Origin of the sequence: Paenarthrobacter nitroguajacolicus (assembly GCF_029952445.1) — a bacterium.
Classification (GTDB): Bacteria; Actinomycetota; Actinomycetes; order Actinomycetales; family Micrococcaceae; genus Arthrobacter; species Arthrobacter nitroguajacolicus_B.
On sequence record NZ_JAQPPK010000003.1, the window covers coordinates 31,226 to 50,743 of the forward strand.

20 protein-coding genes are annotated in these 19,518 nt (G+C 63.0%); 10 read left to right on the plus strand and 10 right to left on the minus strand.

Going from position 1 to position 19,518, the window contains the following annotated elements; genetic code table 11:
- Positions 1 to 40: 40 nt before the first annotated feature.
- Together PJL15_RS02640 and panD are read right to left on the minus strand one after the other, a co-directional pair.
- Positions 41 to 967 (minus strand): AEC family transporter, encoded by a 927-nt coding sequence (locus tag PJL15_RS02640; RefSeq protein WP_281449659.1) that lies wholly within the window; start codon positions 965 to 967, stop codon positions 41 to 43.
- A 159-nt stretch (positions 968 to 1,126) separates the two neighbouring features.
- On the minus strand, positions 1,127 to 1,558 hold the full coding sequence (panD, locus tag PJL15_RS02645) for an aspartate 1-decarboxylase (protein WP_281449660.1): 432 nt from the start codon (positions 1,556 to 1,558) through the stop codon (positions 1,127 to 1,129).
- Between the two features lie 135 nt (positions 1,559 to 1,693).
- Here panD and PJL15_RS02650 point away from each other — a divergent pair, with 135 nt between their 5' ends.
- The gene (locus tag PJL15_RS02650; protein WP_281449842.1) at positions 1,694 to 2,608 is read left to right on the plus strand and encodes an AEC family transporter; all 915 of its coding nucleotides are present in this window, start codon (positions 1,694 to 1,696) and stop codon (positions 2,606 to 2,608) included.
- A gap of 111 nt (positions 2,609 to 2,719) precedes the next feature.
- On the opposite strand, the gene PJL15_RS02655 is transcribed toward PJL15_RS02650, so the two are convergent.
- Genes PJL15_RS02655 through PJL15_RS02670 form a run of 4 tightly spaced genes read right to left on the minus strand, consistent with a single transcriptional unit; the run spans position 2,720 to position 7,798 of the window.
- A complete protein-coding gene (locus tag PJL15_RS02655; protein ID WP_281449661.1) occupies positions 2,720 to 4,186 on the minus strand; it encodes a rhamnulokinase in 1,467 nt (488 codons plus the stop codon).
- Complete coding sequence (locus tag PJL15_RS02660) at positions 4,183 to 6,231, minus strand: bifunctional aldolase/short-chain dehydrogenase (protein ID WP_432443788.1); 2,049 nt, start codon at positions 6,229 to 6,231, stop codon at positions 4,183 to 4,185. Before PJL15_RS02660 ends, PJL15_RS02655 begins: the two co-directional genes overlap by 4 nt.
- A 2-nt stretch (positions 6,232 to 6,233) precedes the next feature.
- Positions 6,234 to 7,400: an L-rhamnose isomerase gene (gene rhaI / locus PJL15_RS02665; RefSeq protein WP_281449663.1), complete on the minus strand. Its 1,167-nt coding sequence runs from the start codon at positions 7,398 to 7,400 to the stop codon at positions 6,234 to 6,236.
- On the minus strand, positions 7,397 to 7,798 hold the full coding sequence (locus tag PJL15_RS02670; protein ID WP_281449664.1) for an L-rhamnose mutarotase: 402 nt from the start codon (positions 7,796 to 7,798) through the stop codon (positions 7,397 to 7,399). The genes rhaI and PJL15_RS02670 overlap by 4 nt, the downstream gene beginning before the upstream one ends.
- Before the next feature lie 122 nt (positions 7,799 to 7,920).
- Between PJL15_RS02670 and PJL15_RS02675 the strand changes: the two genes are divergently transcribed.
- Positions 7,921 to 8,937, plus strand: a complete 1,017-nt coding sequence (locus tag PJL15_RS02675; protein WP_281449665.1) for a LacI family DNA-binding transcriptional regulator — start codon at positions 7,921 to 7,923, stop codon at positions 8,935 to 8,937.
- 86 nt (positions 8,938 to 9,023) lie between these two features.
- Positions 9,024 to 10,208 (plus strand): IS30 family transposase, encoded by a 1,185-nt coding sequence (locus PJL15_RS02680; RefSeq protein ID WP_432443789.1) that lies wholly within the window; start codon positions 9,024 to 9,026, stop codon positions 10,206 to 10,208.
- Positions 10,209 to 10,281: 73 nt separating this feature from the next.
- Here PJL15_RS02680 and PJL15_RS02685 read toward each other — a convergent pair whose 3' ends face one another.
- Together PJL15_RS02685 and PJL15_RS02690 are read right to left on the minus strand one after the other, a co-directional pair.
- On the minus strand, positions 10,282 to 11,265 hold the full coding sequence (locus PJL15_RS02685; protein ID WP_281449667.1) for a LysR family transcriptional regulator: 984 nt from the start codon (positions 11,263 to 11,265) through the stop codon (positions 10,282 to 10,284).
- A 7-nt stretch (positions 11,266 to 11,272) separates the two neighbouring features.
- On the minus strand, positions 11,273 to 12,553 hold the full coding sequence (locus tag PJL15_RS02690) for an amidohydrolase (protein ID WP_281449668.1): 1,281 nt from the start codon (positions 12,551 to 12,553) through the stop codon (positions 11,273 to 11,275).
- Positions 12,554 to 12,680: 127 nt separating this feature from the next.
- Between PJL15_RS02690 and PJL15_RS02695 the strand changes: the two genes are divergently transcribed.
- Positions 12,681 to 13,598 carry a LysR family transcriptional regulator gene (locus tag PJL15_RS02695; protein ID WP_281449669.1) on the plus strand — a complete coding sequence of 306 codons (918 nt, stop codon included), beginning with the start codon at positions 12,681 to 12,683 and terminating at the stop codon, positions 13,596 to 13,598.
- 20 nt (positions 13,599 to 13,618) lie between these two features.
- Here the strand turns inward: PJL15_RS02695 and PJL15_RS02700 are convergent, their stop codons facing one another.
- Together PJL15_RS02700 and PJL15_RS02705 are read right to left on the minus strand one after the other, a co-directional pair.
- Positions 13,619 to 14,509 carry a nucleotidyl transferase AbiEii/AbiGii toxin family protein gene (locus PJL15_RS02700; protein ID WP_281449670.1) on the minus strand — a complete coding sequence of 297 codons (891 nt, stop codon included), beginning with the start codon at positions 14,507 to 14,509 and terminating at the stop codon, positions 13,619 to 13,621.
- The gene (locus PJL15_RS02705) at positions 14,506 to 15,054 is read right to left on the minus strand and encodes a type IV toxin-antitoxin system AbiEi family antitoxin domain-containing protein (protein ID WP_281449671.1); all 549 of its coding nucleotides are present in this window, start codon (positions 15,052 to 15,054) and stop codon (positions 14,506 to 14,508) included. Before PJL15_RS02705 ends, PJL15_RS02700 begins: the two co-directional genes overlap by 4 nt.
- A 216-nt stretch (positions 15,055 to 15,270) precedes the next feature.
- Here PJL15_RS02705 and PJL15_RS02710 point away from each other — a divergent pair, with 216 nt between their 5' ends.
- Genes PJL15_RS02710 through PJL15_RS02735 form a run of 6 tightly spaced genes read left to right on the plus strand, consistent with a single transcriptional unit; the run spans position 15,271 to position 19,508 of the window.
- Entirely contained in the window at positions 15,271 to 15,771 is a 501-nt protein-coding gene (locus tag PJL15_RS02710) for a RidA family protein (RefSeq protein WP_281449672.1), read from the plus strand.
- Entirely contained in the window at positions 15,764 to 16,555 is a 792-nt protein-coding gene (locus PJL15_RS02715) for a hypothetical protein (RefSeq protein WP_281449673.1), read from the plus strand. Before PJL15_RS02710 ends, PJL15_RS02715 begins: the two co-directional genes overlap by 8 nt.
- Positions 16,556 to 16,578: 23 nt before the next feature.
- Entirely contained in the window at positions 16,579 to 17,349 is a 771-nt protein-coding gene (locus tag PJL15_RS02720) for an amino acid ABC transporter ATP-binding protein (RefSeq protein ID WP_281449674.1), read from the plus strand.
- Position 17,350: 1 nt separating this feature from the next.
- Positions 17,351 to 17,989 (plus strand): amino acid ABC transporter permease, encoded by a 639-nt coding sequence (locus PJL15_RS02725; protein WP_281449675.1) that lies wholly within the window; start codon positions 17,351 to 17,353, stop codon positions 17,987 to 17,989.
- Positions 17,986 to 18,639 (plus strand): amino acid ABC transporter permease, encoded by a 654-nt coding sequence (locus PJL15_RS02730; RefSeq protein ID WP_281449676.1) that lies wholly within the window; start codon positions 17,986 to 17,988, stop codon positions 18,637 to 18,639. The genes PJL15_RS02725 and PJL15_RS02730 overlap by 4 nt, the downstream gene beginning before the upstream one ends.
- Before the next feature lie 26 nt (positions 18,640 to 18,665).
- Positions 18,666 to 19,508 (plus strand): substrate-binding periplasmic protein, encoded by an 843-nt coding sequence (locus PJL15_RS02735; protein WP_281449677.1) that lies wholly within the window; start codon positions 18,666 to 18,668, stop codon positions 19,506 to 19,508.
- Positions 19,509 to 19,518 lie beyond the last annotated feature (10 nt).

A 19,518-nucleotide genomic window follows, 5' to 3' on the forward strand; every position in this document is an offset into this window, starting at 1 on the left:
AGTGGAGCGTTTGCTGTCACCTACTTGGGTGACCGGGGCGTTAGGTTAACAGCAACGCCACCGCGATCATCGCCGGAACTGCCACTATGGTGGTGACGAGCACGGTGTCCTTGGCTACGGTGATGCCGGCCTGGTAGCGGTTGGCGGCGACGAACACATTCTGGGCTGTGGGCAGCGCCGCTGTTACCACCACGGCAAACAACGCGTGCCCGTCCAGGCTTAGGGCAAAGCGCGCAAAAAGGTAGGCCACCAGCGGATGCACCACCAGCTTGAATCCGCTGGCCAGCAGGGTGTCGAGCCGGCGCCCGGATGATTTCTGCAGGGGACGGGACCCGTTCAGGCTCATGCCGAACGCCATCAGCATGGCGGGGATTGCGGCCCCGCCGATCAAGTGGATGGGCTCAAGGATGAGCGATGGAACCTGGAAGCCCGTTCCTGCCACGAGCAAACCGAGGGCCGATCCAACGATCATGGGGTTCTTGACGATCATCAGCACGAAGCGCAGGGGAGTGGTCCGGTGCGAGCTGGTGCTGGCATCCAGAGCCATGAGGTACATCGGAGTGAAGAACGCGAGCTGAAAGATCAGCAGCGGCGCTACATAGCTGGCATCACCCAGGACGAACACGGCGATGGGAATGCCCAGGTTCGCGGAGTTTGCCAGGGACGCGCTCATGGACGACATGAGGGCCTCGGGCATGGATCTACGGAGCCAGAACTTCACGATCAGGAAGAACAACAGGCCCGTGGTCACGGCGCCCACGGCCGTGACCAGCAGTGGTGCGGCAAAGACGTCGTGGAGCTTCGCCTTGCTCAAGGTCTCGAACAGCAGAGCCGGACTCGCAACGAAAAACGTCAACGAGCTCAGGACGGATCTGGCGTTATCCCCAAGGATGTTTCGGCGCCCAACAAACATGCCTACCAGGATGATGGCCCACACTACGAAGAAGCCGGACAGGACGCCGATCATGACGGCGTCGGGGCGGGGTTCCGGTGGATCACAAAGAACAGCCTAGCCACAAACCTGCGGTGAGTAAGCGTTTTCCCGGAAGGGTTCCGTTATATGGACAGCAAAGCGCCCGACGTCGGCACCCGGGTGGGTGCCGACGTCGGGCGCTGCTGTGGAAACCTAGCTGAGGTGCGCTGCGTTGCTGAGCGCGTGCGGCGGGCGCATGAGCCCGGGTGTGTGGGCCTCGGCGGGGTCGTTGCCGAGCTGCAGGATCTTGTTGTCCGCGCCCACGTGGACCACTTTGGGCTCGTAGCTGCGGGCTTCCTCGGTTGTCATCTCCGCGTAGGTGATCAGGATGACGATATCGCCAACATGCACCATGTGGGCGGCCGCGCCATTGATCCCGATCACGCCGGAACCGCGCTCGCCGGCGATGGTGTACGTCTCCAGCCGGGCGCCGTTGGTGACGTCCACGATGGAGACGAGTTCGCCGGGAAGGATGTCGGCCGCGTCCAGGAGGTCCAGGTCGACAGTGACCGAGCCGACGTAGTGAAGATCGGCGTGCGTCACCGTTGCGCGGTGAATCTTGGACTTGAACATTGTGCGGATCATAGTGCTGCCAGTTTAGCGCGGGACCCTTGCCCGGCGCTGTGACGTACCAGACGTTCGGGACCCCTAAAGCGTGAAAACGGTTACCATCGCTGAGGGTCACAACTGCCGAATCAAAGGACAAGAAGCTTGGACGGAGTGCTGAAGGGCTTCTTTGTGGTGGGCGTTGTCTTGCTGGTTGGCTACATCCTGGGAAAGACCAACGCCTTGGGTCCACAGGGGAGCAAAGTCCTCTCTACCCTGACCTTCATGGTGGGCCTGCCGAGCCTCATGTTCTCCACCATCGCCTCCCGCCACATCAGCGACGTCCTCAGCCAGACCGGCCTGATCTCAGTGGTTACCGCCTTGGCAGTGATGTTGGTGTTCGCAGCGGCGGGCGCAATCTTCCGTTGGGGTGTCCGGCGAACCACCATTGGTGCTTTGGCAACGGGGATCGTGAACTCCACCAATCTGGGCGTTCCGTTGTCCCTCTACATCCTGGGCAGTACCACCTACGTGGTGCCCATCATGTTGTTCCAGTTGGCACTGGTGACCCCGATCGCCCTGACCATCCTGGATCTGACCAACCCCACGGCCAGCAAAGTGTCAGTCGCGCGGATCCTGTCCACGCCGTTTCGGAACCCGGTCACCGTGGCGGCGATCCTGGGCGTGATCGTGAGCGCGCTTGGCCTTGAGCTGCCCGACTGGACGCTCGATCCGCTGAAGCTGGTGGCCCAACTTGCCGTTCCGCTCATGCTCATCATCTTCGGCATGTCCCTCCACGGAATTTCGGCGGGGCAGGGGATCGGAGATCGTGCGCCAACTACTCTCGCGGTCATCCTGAAATCCGCAGTCCAACCCTTGCTGGCCTGGTTATTGGCGGTCCTGGTTTTTCGGCTCGACTCCTTCAGCACGTTCGTGGTCACGGCGTGCGCGATCCTGCCGACCGGGCAGAACGTGGTGCTCTACGCCATCAGATACGGAGTGGGACAGAAGATCGCCCAGTCCACCGCCGTGACAACGTCCATTCTGGCAGTGCCGCTGCTGCTCGGGGCAGCGTGGGTGATGGGTTGAGTCTCGGGGCCGGCTATGGAACCGCGAGGTCGTGGGAAACATGCCAAGGCTCCCGCAAAGTTCCAGCGCCCCGGCACGTTTCCCGCGAAACCAGCGAATCGCCCCCCGGCGTCACTGTGCCGCGAGGATCTCCCCGTGCTCGTACCGCACCAGCTCTGTTCCGGCTGCCACCAGCTCCCGCAGCTCAGCCAGCCCGCCGGTCACGACACCGGCGGCCCGCGCCTGCACCAGCACGTTCCCCAACGCAGTCGCTTCCACCGGCCCCGCAATCACAGGCTTCCCCGTTGCGTCGGCGGTGAGCTGGCACAGCAATCGGTTCTGCGAACCTCCGCCCACAATGTGCACTACCCCCACATCGCGGCCGGTGAGGCGTTCGGCGTCGGCCAGGGTTCGCGCGTAACCGGCCGCGAGGCTGTCCATGATGCACCGCACGACGGCGGCGGGACGGTCCGGGAGTACGTCGCCTGTGTTGCGCACGGCTGCGCGGATGCGGTCCGGCATGTTGTCCGGAGCAGTGAACGCGGGATCGTCGGCATTGATCTGCGGCCCACCGGCCGGGAGCGCCGCGGCGGCTTCAAGGAGCGCGGGAAGCGCCTGACTGAAACCCTGCGCGGCCCAGGACCGCTGGCATTCACTCAGCAGCCACAGGCCGCCAACATTCCGGAGATACCTGATGGTGCCGTCCACGCCGCGTTCGTTGGTGAAGTTGGCTGTCCGGCTGGCCTCACTGAGCACGGGTGCGTCCAGTTCCACGCCTACCAAGGACCACGTGCCTGAAGAGATGTAGGCGAATTCCCGTTCAGAGGCCGGGACTGCGGCGACGGCTGAGGCGGTGTCGTGCGAACCCACCGCTACCACCTCGGTGTCGGCAAGAAGTCCGGTACGCTGCACCACGGACGGCAGCAGAGTACCGACCGTTTCTCCCGGCTGGATCAGCGGCGGGAAGATGTTCCGCGGGAACCCCAAAGCGTCCAGGAAGTCCAGCGCCCATTTGCCTGAAACGGCGTCGAAAAGCCCGGTGGTGGACGCGTTCGTGGCCTCGGTGCGGCGTTCACCGGTCAGCAGGAAAGCGATCAGGTCCGGGATAAGGAGAGCCTGCAAGCCGTTGAGTTCGGGTTCGGCTGCCAACTGGTAGAGCGTGTTGAAATGTAGGAACTGCAGCCCGGTGGTGGCGTAGAGCCGTTCAGGAGGAATCGCTGCGTGCACCCGCTCCACCATCATCCGGCTTCGCTCGTCCCGATAGCTGTACGGCACAGAGACGAGCTTGCCCTCGGAATCAAGCAATCCGTAGTCCACGGCCCAGGTGTCGATCCCGATGCTCGCGATCCGTTCGCCATTCCCAGCTGCCACGGAAGCGGCAGCCGCCAGGCCCTTCAGTACCTCAGCGAACAGGGCATCAAAGTCCCAGCGGAGGCCGCCGTCGAGCTCTATAACCCCGTTGGGAAAGCGGTGGATCGTCTCTAGCGTGACGCCGGTGGAGGGGGAGGCGCGGCCGAGCATGACGCGGCCGGAGGAGGCGCCGATGTCGACGGCGGCGAAGACCTTCCCGCCGTCGACATCGCCAAACGACGTGCTCATCGCAGGAACGCAGCAGCCACACCGGCGTCCACGGGAATGTGGAGGCCGGTGGTGTGGGAGAGTTCGTTGCTGGTCAGCACGGACGCGGCGTTGGCCACGTGTTCGGGCAGGACTTCGCGCTTGAGGAGCGTGCGCTGGGCGTAGTACTTGCCCAGTTCCTGCTCGTCCACGCCATAGACCGCAGCGCGCTTGGCGCCCCAGCCGCCAGCGAAGATGCCGGAGCCGCGGACCACTCCGTCGGGGTTGATGCCGTTGACGCGGATGCCGAACTCGCCCAGTTCGGCGGCGAGGAGGCGGACCTGGTGGGCTTGGTCTGCCTTGGTGGCGGAGTAGGCGATGTTGTTGGGGCCGGCGAACACGGAGTTCTTGGAGGAGATGTAGATGATGTCTCCGCCCAGGCCCTGATCGATCATGACCTTGGCCGCGGCCTTGGACACCAGGAACGAGCCCTTGGCCATGACGTTGTGCTGCAGGTCCCAGTCCTTCTCGGTGGTTTCGAGCAGCGGCTTGGAGATGGATAGTCCGGCGTTGTTGACCACCAGGTCCAGGCCACCGAAAGCCAGCACGGCTTCCTGCATGGCAGCGGCGATCTGGGCTTCGTCGGTTACGTCGGCCTGGACGCCGATGGCGACGTCGGAGCCGCCCAGTTCCGCGGCGACGGCTTGAGCGTTCTCAAGGTTGAGATCGGCAATGACGACGCACGCGCCGTCGGACGCCAAGCGGGTGGCGATCGCCTTGCCGATGCCCGACGCCGCACCGGTCACCAGCGCGATGCGGGTGGCGTGGGACTTGGGCTTGGGCATCCGGGCGAGCTTGGCTTCTTCCAGTGCCCAGTATTCGATGCGGAACTTCTCGGATTCCTCGATCGGGGCGTAGGTGGAGATGGCCTCGGCGCCGCGCATCACGTTGATGGCGTTGATGTAGAACTCGCCGGCCACGCGGGCGGTCTGTTTGTCCTTGCCGAAGGAGAACATGCCCACGCCCGGGACCAGGACGATGGCCGGATCCGCGCCGCGCAATGCCGGGCTGTTCTCGTCAGCGTGGCGGTCGTAGTAGGCCTGGTAGTCCTCGCGGTACGCCGCGTGCAGTTCCTTCAGGCGCGCTACGGAGTCCTCGATCGAGGCGTCCGCAGGCAGGTCCAAAATCAGGGGCTTGACCTTGGTGCGCAGGAAGTGGTCCGGGCAGGAAGTGCCCAGCGCGCCGAGTCGCGGATGCTCGGTTGAGGCGAGGAATTCAAGAACGACGGCGTCATCACTGAAGTGCCCCAGCTGCGGTTTGTCCGTGGAGGCCAGGCCGCGGATCACGGGCGCCAATGCCGCTGCCTTCGCGCGGCGTTCGGCTTCCGGGAGAGCGGAGTAGCCGGGGAGTTTGGCGCCGAAGGGCTCGGCCTTGCCGTTGTCCTTGATGTAATTCTCGGCCTGATCGATGATCCACAGCGAGTTGGCCTCGGCCTCTTCGGACGTGGCGCCCCAGGCTGTGATGCCGTGGCCGCCAAGGATGGTGCCGATGGCCTGCGGGTTGGCTTCCTTGATCGCGGCGATATCCAGACCCAGCTGGAAACCTGGCCGACGCCACGGAACCCAGACAACCTTGTCGCCGAACACCTTGGAGGTCAGCGCTTCGCCGTCCACCGCCGTCGCAATGGCGATGCCCGAGTCCGGGTGCAGGTGGTCAACGTGCGCTGCGTCCACCAGGCCGTGCATGGCGGTATCGATCGAGGGAGCCGCGCCGCCCTTGCCGTGGAGGCAGTAATCGAACGCGGCCACCATTTCGTCTTCACGTTCGACGCCGGGGTAAACGGACTTCAGTGCCTGCAGCCGGTCCAGCCGGAGTACTGCGAGGTTCTCCGCTTTGAGGGTACCGAGGTCGCCGCCGGAGCCCTTGACCCACAGGAGCTCAACGTCCTGACCCGTGACCGGGTCCTTCTCGGTGCCCTTGGCCGAGGTGTTGCCGCCGGCGAAGTTGGTGTTCCGCTTGTCCGCTCCGAGGCGGTTGGAACGGGAGATCAGTTCTTCAACAGTCGTGTTGGTTTCGTGCGTGGTCATGCTTATGCGCCCCATCCGGCTTGCTGGCCGCCTGCGCGGTCCTCGTTGATCTTCTTCTGGTAACCGCTGGCCTTGTAGGCAGCGATCGGGTCGGCGGGCAGGCCGCGGGATTCGCGCCACTCGGCCAGGACCGGGCGGACGTCGGTGTAGAAGGCATCGTTGAAGATGCCGTTGGCGGCCAGGACATCCCCGGCACGCTGGGCTTCGGTCAACGCGGCCGTGTCCACAAGCAGCGCACGCGCCGTCATTTCCTGGACGTTCAGGACCGAGCGGATCTGACCCGGGATCTTTTCTTCCAGGTTGTGGCACTGGTCCAGCATCAGGGCAACGCCTGAATCCTTCCCGAAGCCGCCACCACGGATGACCTCGTGCATGATGCGGAACAGCTGGAACGGATCGGCTGCGCCAACAATGAGGTCGTCATCGGCGTAGAAGCGGGAGTTGAAGTCGAAGGAGCCCAGCTTGCCCAAGCGCAGCAGCTGCATCACGATGAATTCGATGTTGGTGCCCGGGGCATGGTGGCCGGTGTCCAGGCAGACGAACGCCTTCTCGCCCAGGGCCAGGGTCTGCGCGTAGGAGGTACCCCAGTCCGGAACATCGGTGTGGTAGAAAGCGGGCTCGAAGAACTTGTATTCAAGAACCAGGCGCTGCTCGTCACCCAAGCCTGCGTAGATTTCCTGGAGGGACTCTGCCAGGCGGTCCTGGCGGCCGCGCATGTCATCCTGTCCCGGGTAGTTGGTGCCATCCGCCAGCCAGATCTTCAGGTCTTTCGAACCAGTGGCGTGCATGATCCCGATGCACTCCAGGTGGTGATCGATCGCGCGGCGGCGCACGGCCTCGTTGGACGAGGTCAGCGAGCCGAACTTGTACTCGTCATCCTGGAAGGTGTTGGAGTTGATGGTGCCCAAGCCAACGCCCAGGCCTTCGGCGTATTCGCGCAGGGCCGAGTAGTCGTCCACTTTGTCCCACGGAATGTGCAGCGCCACAGTGGGAGCGAGCCCCGTGAGCTCGTGGACCTTCGCGGCGTCGGCGATCTTTTCCTGGACGGTGCGCGGGGTACCCGGGGTGCCGAAGACCTTGAACCGGGTCCCCGAATTTCCATAGGCCCAGGACGGCACTTCAATGGCCAGTTCTCCCAGGCGGCCAAGAGCCGATTCTGTGGTGTTCATGATTGTTCCTTCTGCTGTCCGGTAGTGACGTCTGTATGTACTGGGGCGGCGGCGTTAGTGACGACGGCGGTGCCGGCCAATTGGTCTTCCAGGTTGAAAACTTCCTCGACTATTTCGAAGCCTTGGTCCGGAGGGACGTCGCTGTCCGCAAACAGGGTGGCCATTTCCGCCTGCCAACGGATGTTGACGTCGGTGAGGGCCATGCTGGCCTGTGCTGCTGCGTAGTCTTCGCACTCCAGATAGCCGATCAGTTGGCCGTCGGGGGCCAGGAACAGTGAGTAGTTGTTCCAGCCGGAGGCCTTGAGCGCCTGCAGCATCTCGGGCCAGACGGCGGCGTGGCGGCGCTTGTATTCGTCCATCAGTTCCGGCTGGACGGAAGAGCGGAAACATACCCTCATGCGGTTCTCCGGGTTACTCGTCTTTGAATCGTTTCATTTGTTACGATTCAAATTACCCTCGGAAACCGAAGGGTGTCAAGGCGTTTCCAGTTCCTTGATTTCAGCCAGCGAGAATGGAAAGCATGTCCCAGACAGCGAGCATCAAGGACGTTGCCAATCACGCCCAGGTAGCCGTGGGAACTGTTTCCAACGTGCTGAATTATCCTGATCGCGTTTCGCAGCGAACCAAGGAACGCGTCCTTAAATCAATCGCCGAGCTCGGGTTCGTCCGTAACGACGCCGCCCGCCAACTCCGCGCCGGGCAGAGCCGGACCATCGGCCTCATCGTGCTCGACGTCGGCAACCCCTTCTTCTCCTCCGTGGCACGCGCTGCCGAGGACGCGGCAACGGCGCTGGGCAGCGTTGTGCTGGTGGGGGACAGCGGCCAGGACGCTTCGCGGGAGGCGCACTATATGGACCTGTTCCAGGAACAGCGCGTCCAGGGCCTGCTCATCTCGCCCGTGGGCGACGTGTCGGCGCGGATCGACACCCTGCGGGAGCGCGGCGTCCCTACCGTGTTGGTTGACGAACTCGCGGACACCGATCGCTGCAGCTCTGTCTCCGTGGATGACCAGGAAGGCGGATACCTCGCCGCCAGGCACCTGCTGGACCTGGGCCGCCGTCGTCTGGCATTTGTTGGCACCCCGTCCATCCGGCAGGTGTCCAGCCGTCTCGAGGGTGCGCAGCGGGCCGTGGCTGAGGTCCCGGACGCCACGATTGAGGTTCTCGACTCTGCGGGGCAGACCGTGCTGGCCGGCCGCCAAGTGGGAAATGCTTTGGTGGAGCGCGACCCGGGTGAAAGGCCTGAGGCCGTTTTCTGCTCCAACGATCTCTTGGCACTGGGTGTCATGCAGTCGTTGACCATGCTGCGGACGCTCCGTATCCCGGACGACATCGCCCTCATCGGGTACGACGACATCGACTTCGCAATCTCCGCCGTCGTTCCTTTGTCCTCCATCCGCCAGCCCACGGAGGCGCTGGGACGGACCGCCATCGAGTTGCTCGCGGAAGAGCAGGAGAGCAACGGAACCAAGCACCGCACCGTCGTTTTCACGCCCGAACTTGTGGTGCGCCAAAGCACCGCCGGCTCACCCAACTAAGTCACCCAACTAAGTGGCAGTTAAGCGCGTTTTGAGCTCGGCAAAGTCATAGGGTCGTTGCAACGCTCTGATTGATGGAGCGTTTCATGGTCAAGTTGTTTCCCCCGACTGCGCATACTGAGTTTCTTGATTTGGTGTGTGGTGGGGCCTCGGTTCTTCAGGCGTCACGGCGTGTCGGAGCGGTGCATGCGACCGGGGGAAACTGGTGGACTCAGTCTGGCCTGATGATGACCGTGAACATTGGCGCTGTCGGGGGTCTTGCCGATCCCGCGCCGTCAGCAGCGGGCCCGGGCCGGGCTTTGGACTTGGATGAGCGGGGCATGATCCAGATGGGTGTTGGTCTGGGGCTGAGTTACCGCACGATTGGCGAATTGATCGGGCGGGACAAGTCCGTGATCTGGCGCGAGGTCAAACGACACACGTCCGCCGATGGCAAGTACTACGCCTCGGTCGCGCACGCAAAAGCACATCAGGACAGGCGCAGGCCCAAGCCCTTGAAGCTGGTTGAGGAAGAGGGTTTGTGCCGGCTGATCGGGGTGTGGATGGACGATGGGTGGAGCCCGAAATTGATCTCCTCGATGTTGGCGTACTACTTCGGCGACGATCAGACTATGCAGGTGAGCCACGAGACGATCTACCAAGCCCTCTACGTCCAAACCCGCGGGAACCTGCGGGCGGACCTGGCCGAGAAGCTCAGCCTGAAACGCAAGAAACGCGTTCCGCACACCAGCGACCGCCATAAGAACAGCCCTTACGGTGAAGCTTTCAAGATCAGCCAACGCCCGCCCGAGGTCCAGGACCGGGCAGTACCCGGGCACTGGGAAGGGGACCTCATTATCGGCACCGACGGAACCGCGATCGGCACGTTGGTGGAACGCTCAAGCCGGTTCACGATCCTGCTGCACCTGCCCGGGGACCACACCGCGGAGACCGTAGCTGCCGCGATGATCCGGGAGATGGCATCCCTCCCGGATCACCTGCGACGCTCGATCACCTGGGACCGCGGGACCGAGCTGGCCGACTACGCGAAGATCCAAACCGCACTCGAAACAACCCTGTATTTCTGCGACCCGCACTCGCCCTGGCAACGCGGCACGAACGAGAACACAAACCGGCTCCTACGGTTCTGGTTTGAGAAAGGCACCGATCTTTCAGTGCACACTCCCGAGGACCTGCGCCGAGTCGCGGCGAAACTCAACCGCAGGCCCAGACCAACCCTGAATCTCGAAACCCCAGCCAACCGGCTAAACCAGCTGCTACAAGCGGCCTAAACCCCCAGCGTTGCTCCCACCAGTTGACTTTGCCCTCTCATGCCGCGCTCAACTGCGACTCACTTGGGGAGGCTTACGACGCGCGGAGCCCGGCGAGATAGCCCACCGACGCCAACGCATCGGGCTGCTTCGTCTGACGAACGAGCCCCGGGGTGGACGCCGCAATCCGATCGGCCGAGCGACCCAGGCACTGCAGGAAGCTGGTGATGGAGACGCCGGCCTGCGACTTTTGCCGGAGGGCCGAGATGTGCCGCCGCGCTGCGCAGCCACTGATGCTGGTGGCTACCACCTGGTCCGCAAGGACGTGGTCCATTGCCGGAACCAGCGCGATGCCGAGCCCCGAACGGACCATGTTGCGGATGGCATCGTAGTTGTTGCTGCGCACCGTGATGCGGGGTTTGAATCCGCCGCTGGCACACAGGTGCCTGAGGCAGGCGTCGCCGGAGGAGTCCTCCTTGGTGGAGACCCAGCCTTCTTCGGCGAGGTCCTGCAGGGTGATGTTTTCCGCTGCGGCCAGGCGGTGGGATTCGGGGAGCAGGAGCAGCAGGTCCTCGGCAAGGAGGGGCGTCGCCACCACGTTTGACGGCCATTGTTGGGGGACGATGTCGTAGTGGAACACCACGGCGACATCGAGTGTTGAATCCCGGATCATGCTCGCGAGTTCGGAGGGTCCGCCCTCTTCGAGTTCCACGGTTGAATTGGGGTGTCGTCGCAAGTAGGACGCCAGGCCGCCGGGAAGTAACCTTTGGCTTGCCGTGCTGAAGCTGCCCAGCCGCATGAGGCCGTAGTCTCCCTTGCTGAAGCCCTTCATGTCGTCTTCCAGGTTGCCCAAGGCGTTGATGATGTCGTTGGCGCGGGCGGCCAGGAACTTCGCTGCCTCGGTGGGCCGGATGCTTTGGGCGTCGCGTTCCACCAGCGGAGCCTGAACTGCGCGCTCGAGGGCGGCGACCTGCTGCGAAACAGCTGAACCGGTGTAGCCGATTTCTCTTGCTGCGTCAGCGAAGGAGCCAGTCCGGAGGACCACGGACAGGGTGCGCAAATGGACGGGATTGAGCATGGCCTGCCTACTTCCCTGTTGGCGGCGTGAGCAGCCGTTCCACGTCAACGGCGCCACCCCCGGCTTCGAAGTCCAGCTGCACCTGTTCCCGCAGCCTGGCGTCCGCGAGGTAGTCGGCCATGGTCAAAGCCAGCCCCACCGCACCGTCCACCACGGCGGTATCGCCTGCGGGGCTGATGGAATGCTGGCCGAACTCAACTGTGTGCATGACAGCGGTTTCGCGGGAGATGCTCACCGTGGGATGGATGGACGGGATCCGCAGGCTCACGTTCCCCAGGTCCGTAGACCAGCCGCCGCCTACCAGCTCGGTCTCCAGGGTGATGGCCCTGCCCCGGGCGGACATGTGGCCGTGGTAGCGGGCGGCCAGGGCGTCATTGCTGCGGACGGGTAGGTAGGCGGGGAACGGGTCCCAATTGGTTTCAAGCCGTGTGCCCGTCATGAGCGCTGCGCCCTCCAGGATGTCCTGCACCTTTTGCGAAATGTCCACCAATCCGGCTGGGTCCAGGGAGCGGATTTCGACGACGGCGCCCGCCAGGTGCGGGACGACGTTCACCGCAGTTCCACCCTCGGTGATGAGGCAATGGAGGCGGTCCGTTGCGGGGATGTGTTGGCGAAGCGCGGCGATGCCCTGGTAGGCGGCCACGACGGCGTCTAGTGCATTGCGGCCCATATGCGGCGCGGATGAGGCGTGGGCGGCGACGCCGTGGAAGGTAACCTCAACGTCGCGCACAGCGAGGGAGGCGAAGGAAGCAGCCTCGTATTCCCCTGTGAATGGGTGGAGCATCACCACGGCATCGATGTCGTCAAAAGCGCCTGCCCGGGCCAGGAGTTCCTTGCCGTTTCCGTTTTCTTCGGCCGGTGTGCCGATCAGAACAACGGAGCCGCCGAGTTCTTCCACCTTGGCGGCAACCCCGAGGAACGCTCCGACGGCGGCAGCACAGATGACGTTGTGTCCGCAGCCATGGCCGACACCCGGAAGAGCGTCGTATTCGGCCAGGACCGCCACCTTGGGAGAGCCGGAGCCGGCTTCCGCCCGAAGGGAGGTGCGGAGGCCGTATCGGCCCACTTGGACGGAGAAGCCACGGTAGCGAAGGAACTCGGCCGTGAAGGCAACGGAAAGGCGTTCCTCAAAGCCGACCTCGGCGATGCCGTGAATTCCGTGGCTCAGCTCCTGGAGGTCTGTGCTGAGGTCCTCGATGGTGTTGGTGATGCCTCTGGCGATGGATTCGGGGGCTCCGAGGATGCCGGTAAGGGTCAATTTGGACGGGCGAGTCTCCACGATGTCCACGTGGCGTCCTTTCGCAGGAAAGTGAGGGGGCCAGCTCCGGACACCGTCGTCCGAAGCTTGGCTCGTTGTTTAACTTAAGATACAGCCGGATTTGTCTTAAGAATAGCTAATCATGCAAGAATGTTTCATGACCGAAAAAGCCCTTCCGGACGTGCCAAGGCTCCGCCTTCTCAATGAGGTTGCCCGGCAGGGATCCTTGGCTGGTGCAGCCCGGGTCCTGGGCATCACGTCTTCAGCCGTTTCACAGCAGATCAGCATCCTTGAACGCGAAACCGGGGTTCAACTCCTGGACCGCTCATCCAGGGGCGTGGGGTTGACCGGCGCCGGCGAGATCCTGGTGGAACATGCCCGGGCCGTCGTCCGCCTTCTGGAGGCAACCCGTGCGGAGATGGACCAGCTGAGCGGCGAGCTTGCCGGGAGGGTCCGGATCGGTTCGATCCCCTCCCTTGCCCGGACGGTACTCCTGCCGGTCGCCGAAAAACTCGAGGTGACGGTTCCCGACGTCGAACTGACCGTGAACGTTGTTGAGCCGGTGGACAGCATCGAGCAACTGCTCAATGGTGCCCTGGACATTGCCATAGTCGATCTCTACGACAACGTGCCCATGGCGTTTCCGGACTACCTGCTGACCAGGGAAGTCCTGAGTGAGCCATTGGTCCTGGTCACGCCTCCGGACTACGAGGTCCCGCCCCGGCTCAAGTTAGCGGACCTCAAGAACGAAGCCTGGGTGCTGACCCCGGATGCTGGAGCCTGCGGGCAGGCCGTCCGGTACGCCTGCCGGAACGAGGGATTCGAGCCCAACATCCGCTGGGTGGTGGACGACCTCCTGTTGCTGGTTGAGTCGATTTCGCGGGGCAGGGGCATCTCGTTGCTCCCGCCGTTGTCCGTGGACAGCACGGTGGCGCCGGTCGGGATCCACGCCTTCGACAAGCCGCACATCCAAAGGCGCGTGCTCACTGTGACGCGCAGCAGCGATGCCAGGCGGCCCATCGTCAAGGCCGTCCTGGACGAAATCCACAGCCTGCTGGGTGCCGCTGCAGCCTAAGCTGCGTACCGCCGTCGGGCCTATTTTCGTAGGTCCCGGAGCCACCCATTGATTTCGGAAACAGCTTCGTGAAGGTCGGCGTCCATGCCAAGGGATTGGGCCAACTGGGCGAAACCGGTACCCCAGCTGGCGTGGACGGCTATTTCAGTCGGCCATGCCTTGGTTTTGAGGCCGTTCTTAGCCCCATTCAACGCGCGGGTGTCGAAGATATCTAAGCATGCCCGGTTGACCTCCGAAGTTTCCCGCCCGTTGTCAAAAATGTTGCGTTTGAGCAGCAGGATGTCCAATACATCGCGTTCCCGTTCCTCGTGGCCCGGACCGGTGCAGGCGTGCATCTTCTGGGCGATTTGGTATTCCGGCGAAATGGACACCAGCGTGTGGACAGGTGTTGGCACTCCAAATGGTTCCAGGCGAGGAGCCGGCACTTCATCGGCCGAGGTTGCCAGGTCACCTTCGCTAAAGGACACCTCCAGGACTACCTTCCGGAGCAGCTTCTTCGCGAAGACGACCTGTATCTCGTGCCTGCGCGGATTTGTGGCGGCCACGGCAACATCGATTTCCCCGGTGCGGGCCTTCAGGATGAAGGAAAAATCACCAAGAGGTTGAACCAAAGTGTCCTGCAGGAACTCTTGAAAGCGATCAGCCTCTTCAGTGAAGAAAGTGTCGACGTCCTGCGTTGCTCGAGCAGCAGGGTGAAGAGACCACTCCAGATATGCGCCGCCCTTGAGGCGCAAAACCGGCAGGCCATCACTGCCTTTCCGGCGCTGCAGGGCCGCCATAAGGACGCTCGCCGCTATGGTCCAGGTAGTCACTTGCTCCGGCTCGCCGGTGTCCGCATTGCGAATCCCTGCCAGCAGGGACGTCGCCGTTCTCGCGGGCTTGATCCGGTCCTGCAGTCCCTCGTACTTCATGCCCCGGTCCCCTCAAGGCTGTATTTTTGGTGCAGTTGGAGTGCTTCGGAGTCCAATATAAGGTCCCGGCGGGTTGCGGTTTGGATCGCTTGGCGCCCCAAGTCATGCCTGAGTCCCTGGTCCAAGGCCCGGCCGATGGCCTGATGGACCGCGACCATCGGTAGGCCACGGTGGTACTCGACGTCGAATCTGCCTTTGTGAAGCCGGTAGTATTCCTTCCCCTTGCGGCGCACCCGGACCCCCGGAGGGACGGCCACATGAAGTTCCCGGGGGTTTACATCGCAAAGTTCAAGAATGACCAGAACGCTTTCGGAATCAATGACGGCCTGCGGGCCAGCCCAGAGGAGGGCCAGTCGATATTCGGTTGTCTCATCCACTGGGATTTCGGGGAACCGGTAGATACCTTGCAACTCCCGCGTCAGGCGTCCCCGGAGAGCCATACGGGATAGCGCTTTCGGGTCCATCCCCACGGCAACGGCGGATTCCGTTTCCACGAAGCCTCCGTTGTCCATCCCAAGCTCCCTCAGCTCACTAACCTTGGTCATGCCAAAAGGTTACCATTTTTAGTCACCTTTTGGCGTTTTTCGAGTATTGGGCGCCGCTGCAGCCTAAGCCGCGTGCCGCCGTCGGGCCTTGGATGGCAGGCAAAAGAATCTCTTTCGGCAGCCCCAGCAAACCTCGTTCTGTGGGCCGGTCAAACGCCTGTTTTTCGTTCCATGCTTGAAGTGATCAGTGACGATCACCACAAAGGAGAACGAAAAATGACCACCCTCGAACGACGCTTCGCAGAGGTTCCCGGACACTGGCAGGTGCCAGGCCACTTCAAGATCAACCACAGCCACGGCATCCGCGTTGGGGACATGATTTACGTGGGCGGCCAGGAGGACCTCGACGCAAACGGCAACGTCAACAACCCCGGCGACATCGTGGCCCAGTGCAAGAACGTGATGGAGTCCCTGAAGCGGGTCATCGAGAGCCTCGGCGGCACCATGGGCGACGTCGTCCAGTTCAACACTTTCTACGCCGGCGAACTCAGCTACGAAGAGTGGCAGCGCACCTACGACATCCGCTTCAGCTACTTCCCCGCCCCCGGCCCCACCGCAACGGGCATCCTGATTGGCGAGGAACTGAACCTGCCCGGCATCCGCGTCGAAGTCAACGCGGTCGCCATTGTCGGCAGCGCCGCCACCCGCGTTGAAGCGTTCGACGACGGCACCCAGGCAACGCTCGACGTTCCCGTGGAGGTGGCCGGCAATGACTGAGGTCAAGCCCCAGCTTGGCGTTATCCTCTGCGACCTCGACTCGTATCCCGTGGATTACGTCGAATGCCTCACCCCCGATGCGCCAGGCATCAGCGACAACCCCGTGGGTTTCTTTGAGAATCCGGCCAGCTGGCAGGGCCTTCCCGTAGCTTACGCAGTGGCGCGCGGCGCCCGCGTTGAGCCGCTGGTCAATGGGGAGCCGGAGGCCGTTGAAGCCTTTTGGGCGGCCAGCGAAAAGCTGGCCCACTGCCCGCTGGTCATCACCGACTGCGGCTTCTTCTTCTACGCACGCAAGGACATGCGCAAAACGGCCAACGTGATCACCAGCGGACTGGACCTGCTGCCCATAGCGTCAGTGCTGACCGATCGGGAGATTGGCGTGCTGACGGTTTCGGAAAGCCTCGCTTCGAAACTCCTTGGCGATCACGTGCTGTCCTCACGAATCGTGATCGCCGGCATGGAAAGCGAGCCCGGCTGGGCAACCATGCTGACCAACGACCACGCACTGGGCAATGGCTGGGACCAGGCCATGCTCAAGGACGGCGTCGCTTCCGTAGTGAAGCGGGAATTCGGACCCGGAGGGCGCTTCGAAAACATCGGCGTCCTGGTCCTTGAATGCACCCTGCTGCCCGAGTTCCGCCAGGAAATCCGCAAGTACACCAACGTGCCGATCCTCGATATTGCCTCCTTCGCGCTGAACGCCCTGGGTGCTGGTTTCGACGCCGGCACGGGTTTCGACGCCGGTGCGGCCCCGGCGCCTGTCGGCGCCGCTTTGAGCCAATGACACAAGTCAGGAACGAGTTAGCCATGCAAGAAGACGCGGGGCACGACCGGATCGCCATCTCGCTTGAATCAGTGGTCAAGCGATACGGGGATCACACAGTGATCAACGACGTGTCGTTGTCCGTCCGGGAAGGCGAAGTGATCGCCATCATCGGGCCCAGTGGTGCAGGCAAGAGTACACTGCTGCGGTGCATCAACCTCCTGGAGGTCCCGGACAGCGGCCGGGTCACGGTGGAAGGCAACCACGTGGATGCCGGAAACCCGATCAGCCACAAGGACCTGGTCCGCCTCCGCCGCAACGTGGGCATGGTGTTCCAATCCTTCAACCTTTTTCCGCACATGACAGTCCTGAGGAATATCTCCCTTCCGCAGGAACGCGTCCTTGGACGAAACACCAAGGAAGCCGATGCCCGTTCCATGAAGCTCCTGAAACGGGTAGGGCTGGCGGACAAAGCCAACCAATACCCAAGCCGTTGCTCGGGCGGACAACAGCAAAGGATCGCCATCGCACGGGCTTTGGCCCTGGAGCCGCGTGTGATGCTCTTTGACGAACCCACGTCCGCACTGGACCCCGAGGTGGGGCTCGAAGTCCTGGCCGTGATGCGGGAACTGGCCGCCGAAGGAATGACCATGGTGGTGGTCACCCATGAGATGCAGTTCGCCAAGGACGTTTCGGACCGCGTGGTGGTCATGGCGGAGGGGGCCATCCTCGAGGAGGGCGATCCCGCCGACGTCTTCACCGCTCCCACCATGGACCGGACGCGGAAATTCCTCCGCGCTGTTTTGGAGCGCTGACATGGAAGCCCTGGCTGTGGTGGCGCAGGGCGTCACCATGACGCTCCTGTTGACCCTCTCATCATTCCTGCTGGGAGCCGTGGGAGGCATTCCCTTGGCGCTCGCCCGCCGCTCACAGATAGGCGCGGTCCGTTTCGTTGCCCGCGCCGTCATCGAGCTGCTTCGCGGAATCCCCCCGCTGGCGTGGTTGTTCATCATCTACTTCGGCATCGGAACCGGAGCAATCGAGCTGAGCTCCTTCGCTGCCGCGGTGATCGGGTTCGGCCTGGTGGCCTCCGCCTACATGGCGGAAATCTACCGCGGTGGCCTGACGGCGATTCATGAAGGCCAGTGGGAGGCCAGCGATGCCCTCGGACTTTCCCGGGCCGCAACACTGGCCACCGTCATCGGTCCGCAAGTTCTGCGGGTCTCCATTCCTGCGGCGGCCACCTTCGCCATCGGCCTGCTGAAGGACTCCTCGGTGGCATCCGTTATCGGTGTGCAGGACACCATCTACTGGGCAAGCCATCAGTCCACGGTGAGCGGAGACGCCATTGTCCCGTTCCTTTACGCGGCCGGCCTGTATGTGGCCATGACCATTCCCTGTGCCTGGGCCACCCGGCAGCTGGACAGCAAGCTCCGGAAGCGGGTTGCGCGATGACATTCTTCAACGATTGGGTGGACTACTTCCCGGACCTGCTCAGCGGACTGGGCGTCAGCCTCCAACTCACGCTCGTCACGCTGCTGATGGGCCTGCCGGCCGGATTGCTCCTGGCCTTGGGGGCCGGTTCCCGGAACAAGGCTGTCCGGATGATCTCCATCGGTGTGATCGAAATTGGCCGCGGAACACCGGCGCTTGTGGTGCTCCAGCTGTTCTACTTCGGGCTTCCCAGCGCCGGGATGACGTTGACATCGTTCGTGGCCGCTTCCCTGGCGTTGGCGTTCACTACGGCCGCCTACACCAGCGAGATCCTCCGTGGAGGTTTGCAGGCTGTCCCCGGCGGCGAAGTGGAAGCCGCCCACGCCTTGGGCATGGCCCGGCGCGACATCCTGCGTTTTGTTGTGATTCCACAAGGAGTCAGAATCGCCATCCCGCCGCTCATGGGATTCGCGATCATGGTGTTCCAGGCGACCTCCCTGGCCTACACCATTGCCATGCCGGAATTGATGAGCCAGGCCTACTCCATCGGCTCGATCACCTTCCGCTACCTGAGCATCCTTACCCTCGCGGGCCTTATGTACGCACTGATCACCATTCCCGCGAGTTCCCTGAGCAACTTCGTTGAGCATCGTTTGGCGCGTCACCGTTGACACGCCAATTAGGCAAAGGACCCAGCATGAAACTACGAATGATCGCGTCGGCCGTGGCCGCACTGGCGCTGGCAACTGCCCTCAGCGGCTGTGGTGGCGGAACGGAGGCGGCAGGATCCAAAACTGCGGTCGACTGCAAGCCGGCTTCCGAGTTCGGAACCATGAAAAAGGGCACCCTCACGGTGGCGGTATACGAGGCCCCGCCGTACGTGACCTTCAAGGGCAATGAACTTGGGGGAGTGGACGGCGATATCCTTACAGGCTTCGCCGAGAAGCAATGCCTGGACATCGCCACGGTTTCCGCTGCTGCTGCGGCCGTCATTCCCACGGTCCAGGGCGGCCGGGCGGACATCGCGACCGGTGGTTGGTGGCGTTCGGCAGCACGCGCCGAAATCCTTGCGCTGACCGACCCCATTTATACGGACCAGATGGTCCTTATTTCCAAGGACGGCATCACCAAGGCATCGGACCTCAATGGCAAGAAGGTCGGCACGGTCAATGGCAACGTATGGGTGGATGATGCCAAGAATTACCTTGGTGGCGACCTCCAGCTTTACAAGGCTCCCGTGGACCTGTTCCAGGACCTCAAGTCAGGCCGGATCGATGTGGGGATCGACGGCTTCGGCGAGGCCCACAACAACAGCAACGGACTCAAAGTCGAAGTGATGGAGCCGGACAATGCCATCAAGGCCTCGCTTGAACCGCCGCAGACCTGCCTCCCAGTTACGAAGGACAACGCAGGCCTGTTGGCAGCACTGAATGCCTATGTGGACGGACTGCGGAAGGACGGAAGCCTGGAGAAGATCGTGGTGAAGAACGGTTTCCCGGCGTCCTCCATCAACACCGGGGCGGCACGTTTGATCGCCTAGCCCCCGCCCA